Origin of the sequence: Nonomuraea sp. 3N208 (genome assembly GCF_052245935.1) — a bacterium.
Lineage (GTDB): Bacteria > Actinomycetota > Actinomycetes > Streptosporangiales > Streptosporangiaceae > Nonomuraea.
In genome coordinates this window covers 132,021-147,691 of record NZ_JBQQBR010000010.1, presented here as the reverse complement: position 1 = coordinate 147,691, position 15,671 = coordinate 132,021, and the positions used below count along the sequence as shown (strand labels likewise).

The following is a 15,671-nucleotide window of genomic DNA, read 5'->3' as shown; positions in this document are numbered from 1 at the left end:
CGCTCGTCAGACGCAGGCTTTTCGCGGGTAAAGTTGCGATTCGGTATCGACTAGTGATACGTGAGTGATGCTCTCGTTCGTGATCAGTCGAGTGACGACACGTCATCGAGGGCCTCTCGGATCTCTATGGGCAGCACCACGTCCTCGGCCGGCAGGGCCCCGGTGAGCTGCGCGTGCGTACGGGCGCCGACGATGGCCGAGGCCACGCCCGGCTGGTCGCGCACCCACGACAGGGCAACGGCCAGCGGCGACACCCCTAGCCCGTCGGCGGCCGTCATGACGGACTCGACCACCCGGCGGCTCCTCTCGTCGAGGTAGGGGCGCACGAAATCGGCGAAGTGCGGGGTCGCGGCCCGGGAGTCGGCCGGGATGCCGGTGCGGTATTTCCCGGTCAGCACCCCCCGGCCCAGCGGAGACCAGGCCAGCACCCCGACGCCGAGATGGGCCGCGGCGGGCAGCAGCTCGCGTTCGGGCTCGCGGGCCAGCAACGAGTATTCCACCTGAGCCGAGGTGATCGGGATGCGTCCGGGGATCATTTTCTGGGTGACCGCCGCGGCCGCCAGCTGCCAGCCGCTGTAGTCGCACACGCCCGCGTAGACGGCCCGGCCGGAGGCGACGATCGCGTCGAGCGCGGCCAGCGTCTCCTCCAGCGGCACTTCCTCGTCGTACGTGTGCAGCTGCCACAGGTCGACGTAGTCGAGCCCGAGGCGGTTGAGCGAGTCGTCGACCGCGGCGATCAGGTGGCGCCTGGAGGCGTCGCGCGGCCGCCGGCCCGCCGGCGTCACCACGGCCTTGGTGGAGATCACCAGCTCCGAGCGCGGCACCGAGTCGCGCAGCAGCCGGCCGAGGAGCCGCTCGGCGTCGCCGCCGGTGTAGACGTCGGCCGTGTCGACGAGAGTGCCGCCCGCGTCCACGAAGGTGCGGAGCTGGGCGGCCGCCTCGTCCGCGTCGGTGTCACGGCCCCAGGTCATCGTGCCGAGCCCCAGCCGGGACACCGACAGGCCGCTGTGGCCGACATAGCGCTGCTCCATGATCCCGCCAGGTTACCGCCCGGGTGGCCTCAACGTCGTGTTCGGCGGCCGGCGTCACACAGACCCGTCCGCCCGGCTTCGACACTGTGATCGAGGCCTGCGACACTTGCCGGGTGACCACGCTGCTTCTGGCCCGGCACGGGCTGACCCACCTCACCGGGCCGGTATTGGCCGGCCGCACGCTGGGGGTGCGGCTGAGTGAGGCGGGCCGGGCGCAGGCCGCCGCGCTCGCCGAACGCATCGCGGGCGTCAGGCTCGACGCCGTTGTCTCCAGTCCGCTCGAACGCTGCCGGGAAACGGCCGAAGCGGTGGCCGAGGGCCGGGAGTTCGGCGTGGAGATCGACGAGCGGTTCATCGAGTGCGGTTACGGCGGCTGGACCGGGCGGCCGCTGAAGGAGCTCGCCCGTGAGCCGCTGTGGCAGGTCGTGCAGGCGCACCCGAGCGCGGCGACATTTCCGGATGGGGAGTCCCTGGCCGGAATGCAACATAGAGCTGTCTCGGCGGTCCGGGAGTGGAATCAACGCCTGGGGGAGAAGGCTGTCTACCTGGTTTGCAGCCACGGCGACGTGATCAAGTCGATCGTCGCCGACGCTCTGGGGCTCCACCTCGATCAGTTTCAGCGGATAACGGCTGATCCGGCGGCCCTCACCGTCATTCGCTATGCCCCCTTGCGTCCCTTTGTTCTCAAGCTCAACGATATGGGGGAATTGCGGCTTCCCGAGGATTCGGAGGAGAAAGACGGGGGAGAAAACATCACCGGGAGCGATGCCGCCGTCGGCGGCGGGTCCGGAACCACGTAAGGTCAGGCTATGCCGGTCTTCGACTACGACCCACCGGAGAGGTTCGTCGCCGGTGCCCTCGGGCAGCCGGGCGCGCGTGTCTTCTTTCTGCAGGCCAGGGCCGAGGGCAGACTGACCACTGTAGCGCTGGAGAAACTGCAGGTGGCCGCGCTCGCGGGCAGGCTGGACGAGTTGCTCGACGAGGTGCTGCGGCTCAGCGGGGGCACCGCGCACGTGCCCGCACTGGCGCCGGCCGACCTGTCCGACGACGAACCGCTCGATGTGCCGGTCGCGGAGGACTTCCGGGTGGGCACCATGGCACTGGCGTGGGACGCGGAGAGATCTCAGGTGGTGATCGAGGCGCAGGAGGTCATCGACGAGGACGATCTCGGCAGCCCGGACCCCGCGGTGCTGCGCGTGCGGATCAGCGCGGGCGCCGCCCGCGCCTTCACGCAGCGGGCCCTGCAGATCGTCGCGGCGGGCCGGCCGCCGTGTCCGCTGTGCGCGCAGCCCCTCGACGCCACCGGGCACGTCTGCGTGCGCCTCAACGGATACCGCGGGGGTGAGGCGGCTTCATGACCGCTCCGGAGAGCGAACCGGCCGTCAAACCGTCCAATCCGCCGGGCATGCATGACGAGGACGCCCTCACGCTGCTCCGCGACGGCCGCCTGGAGGTGGCGGGACGCCTCGTCGAGGCCACCAACATGACGCTCTACTGCTCGGTCAAGCTGGGCGAACACTCGGCCGCCTGCGTCTACAAGCCGGTACGCGGCGAGCGCCCGCTGTGGGACTTCCCCGACGGCACCCTGGCCGCCCGCGAGGTGGCCGCCTACGAGGTGTCGCAGGCGACCGGCTGGCGCATCGTGCCCCCGACGGTCTACCGCGACGGCCCCTTCGGCCCCGGCATGGTGCAGCTGTGGATCGACACCGAGCGCGAGATCGATCTCATGCGGCTGGTCAAGAGCCGCAACCCGGTGGTGCGCCGGATGGCCGTGTTCGACGCGGTGGTCAACAACGCCGACCGCAAGGGCGGTCACCTGCTGCCGCTGCCGACGGGGCACGTCTACGGGGTGGATCACGGGGTGTGCTTCTCCGTCGAGGACAAACTGCGCACGGTGCTGTGGCAGTGGCGCGGCAAGCCGCTCGCCAGGGAGGCCGTGGCCGTGCTGGCCAAGCTGGAGCGCGACCTGGAGTCGGGCGCGCTGGGGCGCAGGCTGCGCGAGCTGCTGACGCTGGCGGAGGTCGAGGCCACCTGGCAGCGGGTCAGGCGGCTGCTGGACACCGGCGTGCACCCGTACCCGTCGGAGGGCTGGCCCGCCATTCCCTGGCCCCCCATCTGATCGCCTGCGCCGGTTTAATACTCTTTGCCCATGTGCACGCTGATCGTGAGAACCGGGCAGCCGCTGACCCTCATGGGCGTGCGGGACGAGTTCGCCGACCGGCCGTGGGAGGGACCGGGCGAGCACTGGCCGGACTACCCGGGCGTGATCGGCGGGCGAGACCTGAAGGCCGGGGGCACCTGGCTGGCTCTCCATCCGGCGGCCCGCCGGGCCGCGGCTCTCCTCAACGCCTACGGCAGGCCCGCACCCGAGACGACGAAGGTCTCGCGGGGTGACCTGGCGCTGCGTGCGGCGTACACGGGCGAGCTGCCCGACGCGGATCTGACCCGCTACGACCCTTTTCACCTGGTGCTCGCCGACCTGGCGCGGGTGCGGCTGTTCAGCTGGGACGGCGAGCGCAGCAGCGTCTCCGGTCTGCCCGACGGCACGAGCATGATCGTCAACTCGGGCCTGGACCCGGCCAGCGAGCGGGTCATCGCGTACCTGCCCAGGTTCGAGACCGAGGTCTGGCGGGAGCTGATCACGGCGGAGCCGTCCGCCGACCAGGGCGCGCTCATCGTCCGCCACGAGCTGCCCGATGGCCGGGTCTTCGCCTCCCTGTCGGTGATGGAGGTGGCGCTCGCGCCGGACGGTGTGACGTACGACTTCACCGACCTGACCGCAGAACGGGACGGATAGGCTCAGGAACATGAGATCGTGGTCTGCCCAGAACGTCCCAAAGCTCCCTGGTGAGAGCATTCCGCTGCGTCTCTACGACACCTCGGCCAAGCAGGTGCGGCAGACCGATCCCGGACCGACCGCCAGGATGTACGTCTGCGGCATCACCCCCTACGACGCCACGCACCTCGGCCACGCCAACACCTACCACGCCTTCGATCTGGTCGGCCGGCTGTGGCGGGACGCGGGCCACGAGGTCCACTACACGCAGAACGCCACCGACGTGGACGACCCGCTGCTGGAGCGGGCCGCCCAGACCGGCATCGACTGGCAGGACCTGGCCGAGCGGGAGATCGAGCTGTTCCGCGGCGACATGGAGGCGCTGCGGATCCTGCCGCCCCGCGAGTACGTCGGCGTCACCGAGGTCGTGGGCGGGGTGGCGGACCTGATCGCCGCGTTGTCGGCCAAGGGCGTCACGTACGTCCTCGACGGCGACGTCTACTTCAGCGTGGCCGACGCCCCCAAGTTCGGGCAGGTGTCGGGCTACGACGAGAGCGAGATGCTGGCCTTGTTCGCCGAGCGCGGTGGCGACCCGGACCGGGCCGGCAAGCGCCACCCGCTGGACTGGCTGCTGTGGCGGGCCGAGCGGCCGGGCGAGCCGGCCTGGGAGTCGCGGCTGGGCAAGGGCCGTCCGGGCTGGCACATCGAGTGCACCGCGATCGCCCTGGACAACCTCGGCGCCGGCTATGACGTGGCGGGCGGCGGCTCCGACCTGATCTTCCCGCATCACGAGTGCGGCGCCTCCGAGGGGCACGCGGCCACGGGGGAGTGGCCGTTCGCCAAGTTCTACACGCACGCCGGCATGGTGGGGCTCGACGGCGAGAAGATGTCGAAGTCCAAGGGCAACCTGGTCTTCGTCTCCAAGCTGCGCCAGGAGCACGACCCGATGGCGGTCCGGCTCGTGCTGCTTGCCCACCACTACCGCGCCGACTGGGCGTACGTCCCTAGCCTGATCGCCGACGCCGAGCGCAGGCTGGCCCGCTGGCGCTCGGCCGTCGGCCTGGCCTCCGGGCCGCACGCCGGCGAGCTGCTGGCGCGGGTGCGTGAGCACCTCGCCGACGACCTCGACTCGCCGGCCGCGCTGGCCGCGATCGACGCCTGGGCCGAGGCCGCACTCGCCGGTGGCGGCTCGGATCCGGACGCCCCCGCCCTCGTCAAGGACCTGGCCGACGCCCTGCTCGGCGTCGCGCTCTAGCCCCGCAGAAAGCCCCGCGCCTGGCGGGGCTTTCTCGTGGGCACAGTGGCCGGCCCCGCGTCTCTCGGAAGGCGCGGGGTTTTCTTATGCCTACAGCTACCGCTAGACTGATTATCAGTAGAGCTGATTATTTTAGGAGCTGACTATGATTCTGATCACCGGCGGGCTGGGCTTCATCGGCACGCACACCGCGCGGGCGCTGCTCGACCTCGGCGAGTCCTGCGTGCTCGTCCAGCGCCGCCCCGGCACGTTCCCGGACGAGCGGGTCGTCGTCGAGCAGGCCGACCTCACCGACGAGGCCGCGCTCCTCGCCATCGGCGACAAACACAAGATCACCGGCATCGTGCACCTCGCCGGCTCGGTCCCCTGGCCGCCCGGCGCGTGCCAGCCCCTCGACGGCGCGGAGAAGGCCGTCAAGAGCCTGCTCAACGTCTTCAAGGCGGCGAGCGCCTGGCAGGTCGGCCGCCTCGGGCTCGCCAGCACGATCGGCGTGTACGGCGGCGTTCCGACCGAAGGCGCCCTGGGCGAGGACGTGCCGCTGCCGATGACCGCGGGGCACCCGATCCCCGCGTTCAAGAAGATCGGCGAGCTGCTGGCCGGCCACCTGGCCGGAACCCTGGGCCTCGACGTGGTCACCTACCGCATCGCCGCCATCTGGGGCCCGCTCGGCCACTTCCCCTCGCCGTTCTTCGCCGCGCCCCAGCTCGTCCACGCCGCCGCCCGGGGCATCACCCCGGCGGGCGCGCCGATGCGGGCCGGCGACGGCATCGACATGTGCTACGTCAAGGACTGCGCCCGCGCCATCGCCCTGCTCCAGCTGGGCGAGCGGCTGCGGCATCGCACGTACAACGTGGGCTCGGGTCGGCTGACCACCAACGGCGAGGTCAGTGCCGCGATCAAGAGGCTCGTCCCGGATGCCCGCGTCGACCTGCCCGAGGGACGAAGCCCGGGCGCTGCCGGCGCGCCCGGCGTCTGGCTCGACATCACCCGGCTGCGCGAGGACACCGGCTACGAGCCCGCCTACGACACCGACCGCGGGGTCGCCGACTACCTTGCCTGGCTGCGCGCCGGCAACGAGCGCTGAACCAGGCGGTCGTTCAGGTCCGCACCCGCTCGAGCTGCTCGATCGCGGCCAGCTCGGCCGAGAACCACTCGATCGTGCGGCGCAGCCCTTCCCACGCGGGCACCCGGGCCTGCCAGCCCAGCCGCTCGGCCGCCAGCGTCGTGTCCGGCCTCCTGACCTTGGGATCGTCGGCGGGCCGGTCGATGAACACGATCTCCGACGACGACCCGGCCAGATCCCTGATCGTCGTGGCCAGCTCCAGCATGGTCAGCTCGTCCGGGTTGCCGATGTTGACCGGACCGGCGAAGTCGCTGCGGGCCATGGCCAGGATGCCCGAGACGGTGTCGTCCACGTAGCAGATCGAGCGCGTCTGCGAGCCGTCGCCGGTGATGGTGATCGGCTCGCCGGTCAGCGCCTGCCTGATGAACGTCGGGATCGCCCGCCCGTCGAACGGGCGCATGCGCGGGCCGTACGTGTTGAAGATCCGCACGATGCCGGTGTCGGTGCCGCGCGAGTGGCGGTAGGCCGTGGTCAGCGACTCGGCGAAGCGCTTGGCCTCGTCGTACACGCTGCGCGGGCCGACCGGGTTCACGTTCCCCCAGTACGTCTCCTTCTGCGGGTGTTCGAGGGGGTCGCCGTACACCTCGCTGGTCGAGGCGAGCACGAACCTGGCGGCCTTCTCCCTGGCCAGCCCCAGCGCGTGCAGCGTGCCCAGGCTGCCCACCCGCAGCGTCTCGATCGGATAGCGCAGGTAGTCGACCGGCGAGGCGGCTGAGGCGAAGTGCAGAACGAGATCCAGCCGGTCCGGCACGTGCACGAAACCGGTCAGGTCGCACTCGATGAGCCGGAACTCCGGCCGGTCCATCAGATGCTCGACATTGCGCGGACCGCCGGTCAGGAAGCTGTCCATGCAGACGACCTCCGACCCCTCCTCCAGCAGCCGCTCGCACAGGTAGGAACCGAGGAATCCGGCGCCCCCGGTGACCAGAGCCCTCATGATGTGACCTCCAACGCAGCGTCGACGACTTCGGAAACCTCGATCTTCAGCAGGCCGGGATCGACCCGCTGGCCGTGCGGATCCCCGTACCGCCCGGCCCACAGCGCCACGTGGCGCCAGCCGGGCGGCGGGCCCCACAACGCCGGCGAGACCGGCCCGAACAACACCACCGACGGCACGCAGAACGCCGTCGCCAGATGCGCGACGCCGGTGTCGCCGCAGACCACCAGCCTGGCCCGGCTGACCAGGTCGATCAGGTCGGCCAGGCACGTCTGGCCGGCCAGCATCCGCTCGGGCGGCAGCCCGGCCAGCTCGGCGACCTTCCTGGCGATGGGAACCTCCTCAGCGTTGCCGGTGACGACGACGTCGTCCAGCACGGCCGCGACCCGCGCGAACCGGTCGGGCGGCCAGCGCCGCGCCGGATAGGCTGCCCCCGGGTGCACGATCACCGGCCCCGTGCGGTCGGAGATGCCGAGCGTCAGGTCGCCGGGATCGGCCGGGATGCCATGCCACTCCAGCAGGCCACACCAGCGCCGCACCTCGTGCACGCCGTCCTGCCACGGCGGGCCCGTGCCGAAGCTGATCAGCCGCCCCGGCTCGGTGCGCCGCAGCGCGTCGATGCTCTGCGGCCCTTTCCCGTGCAGGTTGACCGCGATGTCCGGCCGCTCGAACGGCACCCTGTCCATCGGTATGGGTCCCGGCCCCGACACGTCCACATGGCCGTCCACCGCGCCGATCGGCGGCAGCAGGGCCTCCAGCGCCCGCGGCGCGGCCAAGGTGATCCGGTGCCGCGGGAACGCCTGGCGCAGGGCCCGCAGCGCGGGCACGGCCGTCAGCAGGTCGCCGAGACCGAGCCCGCGCAGCACCAAGAGCTCTAGGGCCATGACGTCTCCGTCGAGGGGCAGATGACGAGCTCTCTCACCTCGCAGCCGGCCGGCTGCCGCAGCGCGAACACCACGGTCTGCGCGACGTCGGCCGGATCGTTCAGCCCGGCCTCGGGACCCGGTTTGTACTGTTCCGGCCGCCCGTCGAAGAAGGCGGTCCGCATGCCGCCCGGGATCAGCAGAGTCACCCCCACCTCGCCGCGCAGCTCGACCGCCAGCGCCCGGGTGAGGCCGACGACGCCGAACTTCGACGCCGAGTACGCCGACGCGTCGCTCAGCGGCCGCAGCCCCAGCGTGGATGCGCAGGTGACGACCTTGCCGCGGGTGTGCTTCAGGTACGGCAGCGCGGCCCGGACCACGGACGCGGTGCCGAGCAGGTTCACCTTGATGACCCGCTCCCAGTCGGCGGCCGGCACGTCCTCCAGCCGCCCGCACGCGTCGATGCCCGCGGCCGTCACCACGCCGTCCAGGCCGCCGGCCCGCTCGGCGAGCTCGCGTACCGCCCGCTCGGCCTCGCCGCGGTCGGCCAGGTCGGCGGTGACGTGATCAAACCGCTGGTCCGGCTCCCGTACGTCGACGACCAGCGCCCGCCAGCCTTCCTTCTCCACGGCTTCGGCGGTGGCCAGGCCGAGCCCGGAGGCTCCCCCGGTAATCAAGATGTTCACTGGATCTCCCTGATCAGATTCGTTGTCGAACGTCCCGGCAGCGTGCTCAGCACGACGATCTCCGCGCCGAGCCCGGCCAGGACCTCGGATTCGGGCAGGACCTCCCCCTCGTAGTCGCCGCCCTTCACCCACACGTCGGGGCGTAGCAGCTCGATGGCATGGGCCGGGGTGTCCTCCTCGAACACCAGCACGGCGTCCACGCAGCCGAGCGCCCTCAGCACCTCCACCCGGTCGCGGGCGTCCACGATGGGCCGCGCGGGGCCCTTCAGCCGGCGTACCGAGGCGTCGGAATTGACGCAGACGACGAGCGCGTCGCCCAGCGCCCTGGCCCGCCGCAGCAGGCTCACGTGGCCTGCGTGCAGCAGGTCGAAGCAGCCGCCCGTGGCGATCAGCCGGCCGCCGTTGGCGCGGGTGAGGCCGGCCACCTCCAGCGCCGTGCGGGGCCGGTCGCCGAGCCGCTGCTCCTGGATCTTGATGGAGGCGGCGCCGCCGCGCTCCACGAACCGTGACGCCTCCCCGACGCCGATCGCCACCGCACCCGCGACACCGTGGCCGTCGCGCAGCGCCAGGGCCGCGGCGCCGGCCAGCCGGTCGCCCGCGCCGCACGCATCGTGGCCGCCCGCCCGCACCGGCGGCGGCACCTGGATGAGCGGCCCGCCCTCGACGGCCAGCGCGGCTCCGCACGCGCCCGTCGTGACGGCCACCGCCCCGGCCCGCAGCTCCCGCACCAGCCGGCGGGCGGCCTGGTCGGGGCCGCGGTAAGCGGACGGGCACAACACCCGCGCCTCGGCCTCGCTCGGCGTCAGCAGCGCGCAGCCGGGCATGGGCAGCTCGCCTCTCGGGTGCGGGTCCCACAGCACCGGCACGGTTGTGTCGCGTAGCAGCTCGCGGGCCATCTTGGCCACGCCTCTGCCGTAGTCGGACACCAGCACCGCGCCGGCCTTGGCGACCGCGTCGGCGGCCGCCTCGCTGGGGGCGTACCTGGCGGTGCCGTCGCCGGTGTCCAGCCTGACCAGCGTCTGGCCTCTGGCTCTGACCCTGGTCTTGCGCACGGTGCCGCCGCGCAGCGGCAGCCGTACCAGGTCGAGCTCCTCCGACAGCAGACCGCACAGGCGGTGCCCGTCCGGGTCGTCGCCGATCGCGGTGATGAGCACGACGTCGGCGCCGTCGCGGGCGGCCAGCAGCGCGGCCAGGCCGGCCCCGCCGGGGCGCGCCTGCTCGGCGATGACGTCCACCACCGGGACGGGCGCGTCCGGGCACAGCCGCTCCGCCTCGCCCTCGACATCCACGTCGAGCAGCGTGTCCCCGAGCACCACGAGCGGCCCGCCCGCGCTGTGATCCATCACAGCGCCTCCTCCACCGCATCGCACAGCAAGTGGATCAGGGCGAGGTGCACCTCCTGCACCGTGGCCGTGTCGTCCGCGGGCACGGCCACCGCGTCGTCGCACAGGCCGGCCAGCGGATTGGGTGCCGGCCCGGTCATGGCCCAGGCCAGGATCCCGCCGTCCTGCGCCGCCTTGGCCGCGGCCAGCACATTGGGGCTGGTGCCGCTGGTGGACAGGCACAGCAGCACGTCGCCGGGCCGGCCGTGCGCGCGCACCTGGCGGGCGTAGACCTCCTCGGCGCCGAAGTCGTTGGCGATCGCCGTCAGCGACGACCCGTCGGCGTGCAGCGGGATCGCCGCGTACGGCGGCCGGTCGTCCCTGAAGCGGCCGACCAGCTCGGCCGTCAGGTGCTGCGCCTCGGCCGCCGAGCCGCCGTTGCCGCAGGCAAGCAGCCGGCCGCCGGAGGTCAGCACGCCGGCCAGCTTCGCGCCCCATGTGCGGACCCCGGCCGCCTGGGCATCGACCTTCTCCAGCGCGTTCCAGAGCTTTTCCAGATGAGTGTCCACGATCAACCCCCCAGAGCCGCCAAGCCGCACAGCTTGCCGTCGATGACCTGCGTGTACACGGCCTCGGTCCGCTCGGCCACGTGCCGCCAGCCGTACCTCTCACGGGCCCGCCTGGCCCCCGCCGCCCCGAGCCTGGCCCGCTTGTCCGGGTGGCCGAGCACGTCCTTCAGCGCTCTGGCCAGCGCGCGCGGGCGGCGCGGCGGCACCAGCACGCCGCAGCCGGCGACCGTGTCCAGGTGCCCGCCGACCGCGGAGGCCACGACGGGGACGCCGCACGCCATCGCCTCGACCGGGACCATGCCGAACGGCTCGTACCACGGCACCGTCACCACGACGTCGGCGGAGCGCATCAGCGCCGGCACCTGCGTGCGCGGCACACTGCCGATCACGTGCACCCGGTCGTGGAGGCCGTACCCGGCGGCCAGGTAGCGCAGCCTGACGGCCTCCTCGTCGTCCGGGCTGCCGCCGGCAATCACCAGATCGGCGCCGGGCAGCTGGCGCAGCGCCGCGATCACCGTGTCCACACCCTTGCGCGGCACCATCCGGCCGATGCACAAGATCATGTGGCCCGCCGGGCGCGGCGCCACCGGCCCGTCCGGGCAGAACGCCGCCAGGTCCACCCCGCATGGCACGACCGTGATCCGCTGCTCCGGCACGCCCATCGCGCACAGCTCGCCCACCTCGTCGCTACAGGTGGCGAGCACCGCGTCGGCCCGCTTGCCGATCTCTCGCTCGGTGTCCAGGCGGTGCGCCGGGCTGGTGTCCGCCTCGCCCTGCCAGCGCCGCTTGACCGCGCCCAGCGCATGGAACGTCTGCACCACGGGGATTCCGTCGGCCGCCTGGAGCGCCGCCTGCCCGCTCATCCAGAAGTGCGCGTGCGCGACGTCCGGCGGGTCGATCGCCCAGTGGTCGGCGAGGCGGTCGGTGAACTCCGGCATGTACGGCGGCAGCTCGTCCTTGGGTATCGGCACCGGGGGACCGGCCGGCACGTACTCGACCGTGACACCGGGCGCCAGGGGGACCGACGCCGGCTGCGACGTCGACGTGCGCCGGGTGTGGACCGCGATGGTGTGCCCGCGCTCGGCCAGCGCGACGGCCAGCGCGGCGACGTGCACGTTCTGGCCGCCCGCGTCGACGCCGCCGACAGCGGCCAGCGGATCCGCGTGCTCGGAGATGAGATCGACCTTCACTGAGTTAGCTCCCTCACTGCCTTGACCACCTGCTCACTTGTCACCTGGGACAGGCACGGGTGTCCGGGGATAGGGCAGATACGCGCCCTGCTGCCCTTGCAGGGCGCCTGCTGATCGCCGAGCAGCACGGCGGGGACCCCGTACGGGGCCCACCGCGCCGCCGGGACGACGGGGGCGAACAGGCTCACGACCGGCGTGCCGACCGCCGCGGCCAGGTGCGCGGGGCCGGTGTTGCCGGCCACGAGCACGCTGGCGCGTTCCAGCACGGCGGCCAGTTCGGCAAAAGTGGTCGCGCCGCCGAGGTCGGCCGCGTCGTCGCCGGCCACGTAGGCGGTGAGGTCCCGTTCCGTGCCGGTCACGACGACTCGCTGCCCGTCCTCCGCCAGCTCGTGCACGGCCAGCCGATGCCTTTCGGCCGGCCATGTCCTCGCGGGCGCCGACGTCCCTGGATGCACCACGACATACGTGCCTTTGCCGGCACCTCTGGCGGCACCTTTGCCGGCGTCGGCGCCGACGCTGAGCAAATGCCCCGTAAATTTGTCTATATCCGGCAGTGGTCGTTGAACTGCGAGTTTGCCGTCATCGCCCGGCGGCAGCTCGAACCCCGCCGCCCGCGCCACGGCCAGCATCCGCTCGGCCTCGGGCACGTCGACGCTCTCGTCCACGACGTGGCGGACGTCGAGCAGAGAGCCCGGGTAATCGTTGCTGATCGCGGTGATCCTGCGCACGCCGGCGAGCCTGAGCAGCAGCGCCAGCGGGAGCGCCGACTGGTGGAACGAGGTGAGGACCACCGCCTCGTTGATGCCGTGCAGCCGCCCGACCAGGTCGGCAACCTGCGCCTTGCTGACGGGCGGGGGAGTGTGGTCGATCCACGGGGCCCGCCACTCCACCACGCGGTCCACGCCGGGCAGCAGCTCGGCGGCCGCCCTGCCGTTCGGGCCGGCCAGGAAGACGACCTCCTCGGCCAGTGTGCGCACGGCCCGGACTGCCGGACCGGTCAACAGCACGTCCCCGGCGTCGTCGAGCCGCGCCACCAGCACGCGCCCCCGGCGGCCGGCGCTCTTGGCGGCGGCCCGTTCGGCCTGCTCGGCGGTCGCCCTCGTGGGCGTGGCCCTCGCGGGGGAGCCGCATCTCGCGGTGCCCGCCGTCATGCACGGGCCCGCACCGTACAGCACCGCTCCCGGCATGCGAGCGCTCATCGCCGCACCCTCCATTCCCCCCGCAGCCGGTGCGCGCATGCGACCGGCGGGATCACCACGCTGGTGACGACCATCCGCCACACCTCTTCGGGGGTACGCGGCCCGGGCTCGATCCGCTGCCACGCGAACGCCGCCGTCAACCCGGCCCACACGAACCCGGCGGCCCCGGCCACGACGCCCAGCCCTCGCCCCGCGCGCCGCCCGCCGAGTGCCGCCAGGCCGAGCGCCGCCAGTCCGGCCGCCGTGGTCACCGCGTGTGTGCGCAGCCGCCCCCGCCCACCGCCGATGGCCGCACGCCATCCCGGCCCGTGCACGCGCCGCATCAGCGCGTCGTCGGCGTTGCCCCGCTGGAAGCGCACGCTGGCCCAGAACCCGTCCTGCCGCACGGGATGCGCCGTCACCCGGTCGCCGCGCACGAGCCGGTGGCCCGCCCGCACGACCCGCAGCGCGAGGTCGGCGTCCTCCCGGTAGGCCCGCGGAAAACGTTCGTCGAACCCGCCGACCGCCTCCAGCACCGACCGCCGGTAGGCCATGTCGGCCGTCGCCCACAGCGCGTCCGCCAGCCCCGCGGTGTTGCGCTCGGCGTCGGTCGGCCGGCGGTCCGACGGCAGCGGCACCACGATGCGCCCCTGGCTGCCCGCCACGTCCTCGGGCAGGTCCACCAGGTCCTTCCAGACCGCCTCGGCCCACCCGGGCTCGGGAATCACGTCGTCGTCGAGGAACACCACCCAGGGTGTGTCCGCGGCCCGCCACCCGGCGTTACGCGCCGCGGCGGGACCCCGGCCGCCGCTCCGGACGATCCGTACGTGCTCATCAGAAATGCGAGCTCCGGCGGGCAGCATCACACTACGCTCCTTCGTGCGACTGCCACCGCCACGACGGAGAGTACCCTCTCGAACGCGCTTCGTAACACGACGATCGTCCACCACGATGACCTGCACACCGGGGCCCACGGCGGCCACCGTGTCGCCGAGCGTCGGCCGCCCGATGGTGGGGATCACGACCGTGATCACGAGGCGAACACCTCCCCGCGCCGCACCACGTACGGCCCGAGGACGAGCACGTCCACCGGCGCCGACCCGAAGCATTCGAGCGCGTCCCGCGGGTCGTCCACCATGGGCCGCCCCGCGGTGTTCAGGCTCGTGTTGACGATCACCGGCAGCCCCGTGCGGGACTCGAACTCCGCCAGCACCTGCGCCATCAGCGGCTCGCCGGCGGGGGAGACCGTCTGGATGCGGGCGGTTCCGTCCACGTGCACCACCGCCGGGATGCGCGCCGCCCAGTCCGGGTGCACGTCGTGCACGAACAGCATGTACGGCGACGGCACGGGCCCCCGCCCGAAGATCTCGGCCGCCCGCGACTCCAGCACCATCGGCGCGATCGGCCGGAACTGCTCGCGCCCCTTGACGTCGTTGAGCCGCTCGGTGTTCCGCGCGTTCCCGGGATGAGCCAGCAGCGACCGGTGCCCGAGTGCCCGCGGCCCGTACTCGGCCCGCCCCTGGAACCACGCCACGATCTTGTCGGCGGCCAGCTCGGCGGCCACCACCGCGGCCAGGTCGGCGGGCCGGGTGTGCGGCACGCGCGCCACGTCCAGCCACGCTCCCAGTTCCTCGTCGGTGAAGCCGCGCCCCAGCGCCGCCGTCGGCATGGGGACGGTCGGCTCGCCGTGCGCCTGCGCCAGGTGCAGCGCGCCGCCCAGCGCGGTTCCCGAGTCGCCGGCGGCGGGCTGCACCCACACCTCGTCGAACGGCCCCTCGTCCAGCAGCCGGGTGTTGGCCACGCAGTTCAGCGCGACGCCGCCGGCCAGCGCGAGCCGTCGCTCGCCGGTGCGCTCGTGCAGCCAGCGCACCAGTTCCATGAGCACCTCCTCCAGCCTGGCCTGCACGCTGGCGGCCAGGTCGGCGTGGTCGGAGGTCCAAGCGCCGCCCTTGGGCAGGGCCTTGGCGTAGACGTTCCAGTCCACGGGCTCGACGCGGAAGCCGCCGTCGCCGGTCGTGTAGATCGCCTCGCGCAACGCCTCCAGGTGGCGGGGCTCGCCGTAGGAGGCCATCGCCATCACCTTGTACTCGTCGCTGGAGCGCAGGAAGCCGAGGTGCTGGGTGACGTCCTCGTACATGAGGCCGAGCGAGTGCGGCAGTTCTTGGGTGGCCAGCACGTCAAGCTCGCCGTCGCGGTAGCGGCCGGCCAGGTGGGAGACGTTCTCGCCACGGCCGTCGCACACCAGCACCGCGCAGTCGCGCCCCTCCGTCGACCACTGGGAGGCCAGCCCCGCCGAGGCGGCGTGCGCGACGTGGTGGGGCACGTAGCAGACCCGGCCGGGGTCCAGTCCCGGCAATGCGGTGGCCAGGAACAGCGGGGCGCGGACCGCGTACGTCGTGCGCAGGTCCTCCCAATCGCCGTCCGGGCGCTGCGTCACCAGCGCCGGGTCGTACGAATACGCCACCGCGTCGATGTCCTCCGGGGCCAGGCCCGCCTCCCGCAGGCACCAGGCGGCGGCCTGCTCGGGCAATTCCCACGTCGAGAACGCCAGCGGCCGCTTGCCGTGCTTGCGGCGACTGAAGCGCTCCTCCTCAGCCGCGGCCACGATCCTCCCGTCGACCACCAGCGCCGCCGCCGGGTCGTGAAAGATCGCGTTAATGCCGAGAAATCGCATATTTCCTCCCCCGCAGGATGTCGTGAACGGCTACCGAGAGAAGCGGTCCTCAAACCTGCCGCAGGCC

General features: G+C 72.7%; 16 protein-coding genes. 6 read left to right on the top strand and 10 right to left on the bottom strand.

The genetic code is table 11. The annotated features are described in order from the left end of the window. Positions 1–83 precede the first annotated feature (83 nt). Positions 84–1,031 carry an aldo/keto reductase gene (locus ACTWPT_RS17450; RefSeq protein ID WP_443178430.1) on the bottom strand — a complete coding sequence of 316 codons (948 nt, stop codon included), beginning with the start codon at positions 1,029–1,031 and terminating at the stop codon, positions 84–86. A 113-nt stretch (positions 1,032–1,144) separates the two neighbouring features. Here ACTWPT_RS17450 and ACTWPT_RS17445 point away from each other — a divergent pair, with 113 nt between their 5' ends. From ACTWPT_RS17445 to ACTWPT_RS17420, 6 genes are all read left to right on the top strand, one after another. Continuing rightward, positions 1,145–1,831, top strand: a complete 687-nt coding sequence (locus ACTWPT_RS17445) for an MSMEG_4193 family putative phosphomutase (RefSeq protein ID WP_443178429.1) — start codon at positions 1,145–1,147, stop codon at positions 1,829–1,831. Between the two features lie 9 nt (positions 1,832–1,840). Beyond that, a complete protein-coding gene (locus ACTWPT_RS17440) occupies positions 1,841–2,389 on the top strand; it encodes a DUF3090 domain-containing protein (protein ID WP_443178428.1) in 549 nt (182 codons plus the stop codon). Further along, positions 2,386–3,150 (top strand): SCO1664 family protein, encoded by a 765-nt coding sequence (locus tag ACTWPT_RS17435; protein ID WP_443178427.1) that lies wholly within the window; start codon positions 2,386–2,388, stop codon positions 3,148–3,150. Before ACTWPT_RS17440 ends, ACTWPT_RS17435 begins: the two co-directional genes overlap by 4 nt. A gap of 30 nt (positions 3,151–3,180) precedes the next feature. Further along, on the top strand, positions 3,181–3,828 hold the full coding sequence (locus ACTWPT_RS17430) for an NRDE family protein (protein ID WP_443178426.1): 648 nt from the start codon (positions 3,181–3,183) through the stop codon (positions 3,826–3,828). A 10-nt stretch (positions 3,829–3,838) separates the two neighbouring features. Continuing rightward, on the top strand, positions 3,839–5,062 hold the full coding sequence (gene mshC, locus ACTWPT_RS17425) for a cysteine--1-D-myo-inosityl 2-amino-2-deoxy-alpha-D-glucopyranoside ligase (protein WP_443178425.1): 1,224 nt from the start codon (positions 3,839–3,841) through the stop codon (positions 5,060–5,062). A 145-nt stretch (positions 5,063–5,207) separates the two neighbouring features. After that, entirely contained in the window at positions 5,208–6,146 is a 939-nt protein-coding gene (locus ACTWPT_RS17420; RefSeq protein ID WP_443178424.1) for an NAD-dependent epimerase/dehydratase family protein, read from the top strand. A gap of 13 nt (positions 6,147–6,159) precedes the next feature. Here the strand turns inward: ACTWPT_RS17420 and ACTWPT_RS17415 are convergent, their stop codons facing one another. Genes ACTWPT_RS17415 through ACTWPT_RS17375 form a run of 9 tightly spaced genes read right to left on the bottom strand, consistent with a single transcriptional unit; the run spans position 6,160 to position 15,604 of the window. Beyond that, positions 6,160–7,122: a UDP-glucuronic acid decarboxylase family protein gene (locus ACTWPT_RS17415; protein ID WP_443178423.1), complete on the bottom strand. Its 963-nt coding sequence runs from the start codon at positions 7,120–7,122 to the stop codon at positions 6,160–6,162. Continuing rightward, the gene (locus ACTWPT_RS17410; protein WP_443178422.1) at positions 7,119–8,006 is read right to left on the bottom strand and encodes a glycosyltransferase family 9 protein; all 888 of its coding nucleotides are present in this window, start codon (positions 8,004–8,006) and stop codon (positions 7,119–7,121) included. Before ACTWPT_RS17410 ends, ACTWPT_RS17415 begins: the two co-directional genes overlap by 4 nt. Further along, complete coding sequence (locus ACTWPT_RS17405; RefSeq protein WP_443178421.1) at positions 7,997–8,671, bottom strand: SDR family oxidoreductase; 675 nt, start codon at positions 8,669–8,671, stop codon at positions 7,997–7,999. The genes ACTWPT_RS17410 and ACTWPT_RS17405 overlap by 10 nt, the downstream gene beginning before the upstream one ends. Continuing rightward, positions 8,668–10,014: a PfkB family carbohydrate kinase gene (locus tag ACTWPT_RS17400; protein ID WP_443178420.1), complete on the bottom strand. Its 1,347-nt coding sequence runs from the start codon at positions 10,012–10,014 to the stop codon at positions 8,668–8,670. The genes ACTWPT_RS17405 and ACTWPT_RS17400 overlap by 4 nt, the downstream gene beginning before the upstream one ends. After that, positions 10,014–10,562 carry a D-sedoheptulose-7-phosphate isomerase gene (locus ACTWPT_RS17395; protein WP_443178419.1) on the bottom strand — a complete coding sequence of 183 codons (549 nt, stop codon included), beginning with the start codon at positions 10,560–10,562 and terminating at the stop codon, positions 10,014–10,016. The genes ACTWPT_RS17400 and ACTWPT_RS17395 overlap by 1 nt, the downstream gene beginning before the upstream one ends. A 2-nt stretch (positions 10,563–10,564) precedes the next feature. Beyond that, the gene (locus tag ACTWPT_RS17390; RefSeq protein WP_443178418.1) at positions 10,565–11,752 is read right to left on the bottom strand and encodes a glycosyltransferase; all 1,188 of its coding nucleotides are present in this window, start codon (positions 11,750–11,752) and stop codon (positions 10,565–10,567) included. Further along, positions 11,749–12,951, bottom strand: coding sequence for a glycosyltransferase family 9 protein (locus tag ACTWPT_RS17385; RefSeq protein ID WP_443178417.1), 1,203 nt, complete (start codon positions 12,949–12,951; stop codon positions 11,749–11,751). The genes ACTWPT_RS17390 and ACTWPT_RS17385 overlap by 4 nt, the downstream gene beginning before the upstream one ends. After that, positions 12,948–13,952: a glycosyltransferase family 2 protein gene (locus ACTWPT_RS17380; RefSeq protein ID WP_443178539.1), complete on the bottom strand. Its 1,005-nt coding sequence runs from the start codon at positions 13,950–13,952 to the stop codon at positions 12,948–12,950. The genes ACTWPT_RS17385 and ACTWPT_RS17380 overlap by 4 nt, the downstream gene beginning before the upstream one ends. Before the next feature lie 8 nt (positions 13,953–13,960). Continuing rightward, positions 13,961–15,604, bottom strand: a complete 1,644-nt coding sequence (locus ACTWPT_RS17375) for a carbamoyltransferase family protein (RefSeq protein WP_443178416.1) — start codon at positions 15,602–15,604, stop codon at positions 13,961–13,963. Between the last annotated feature and the right edge of the window lie 67 nt (positions 15,605–15,671).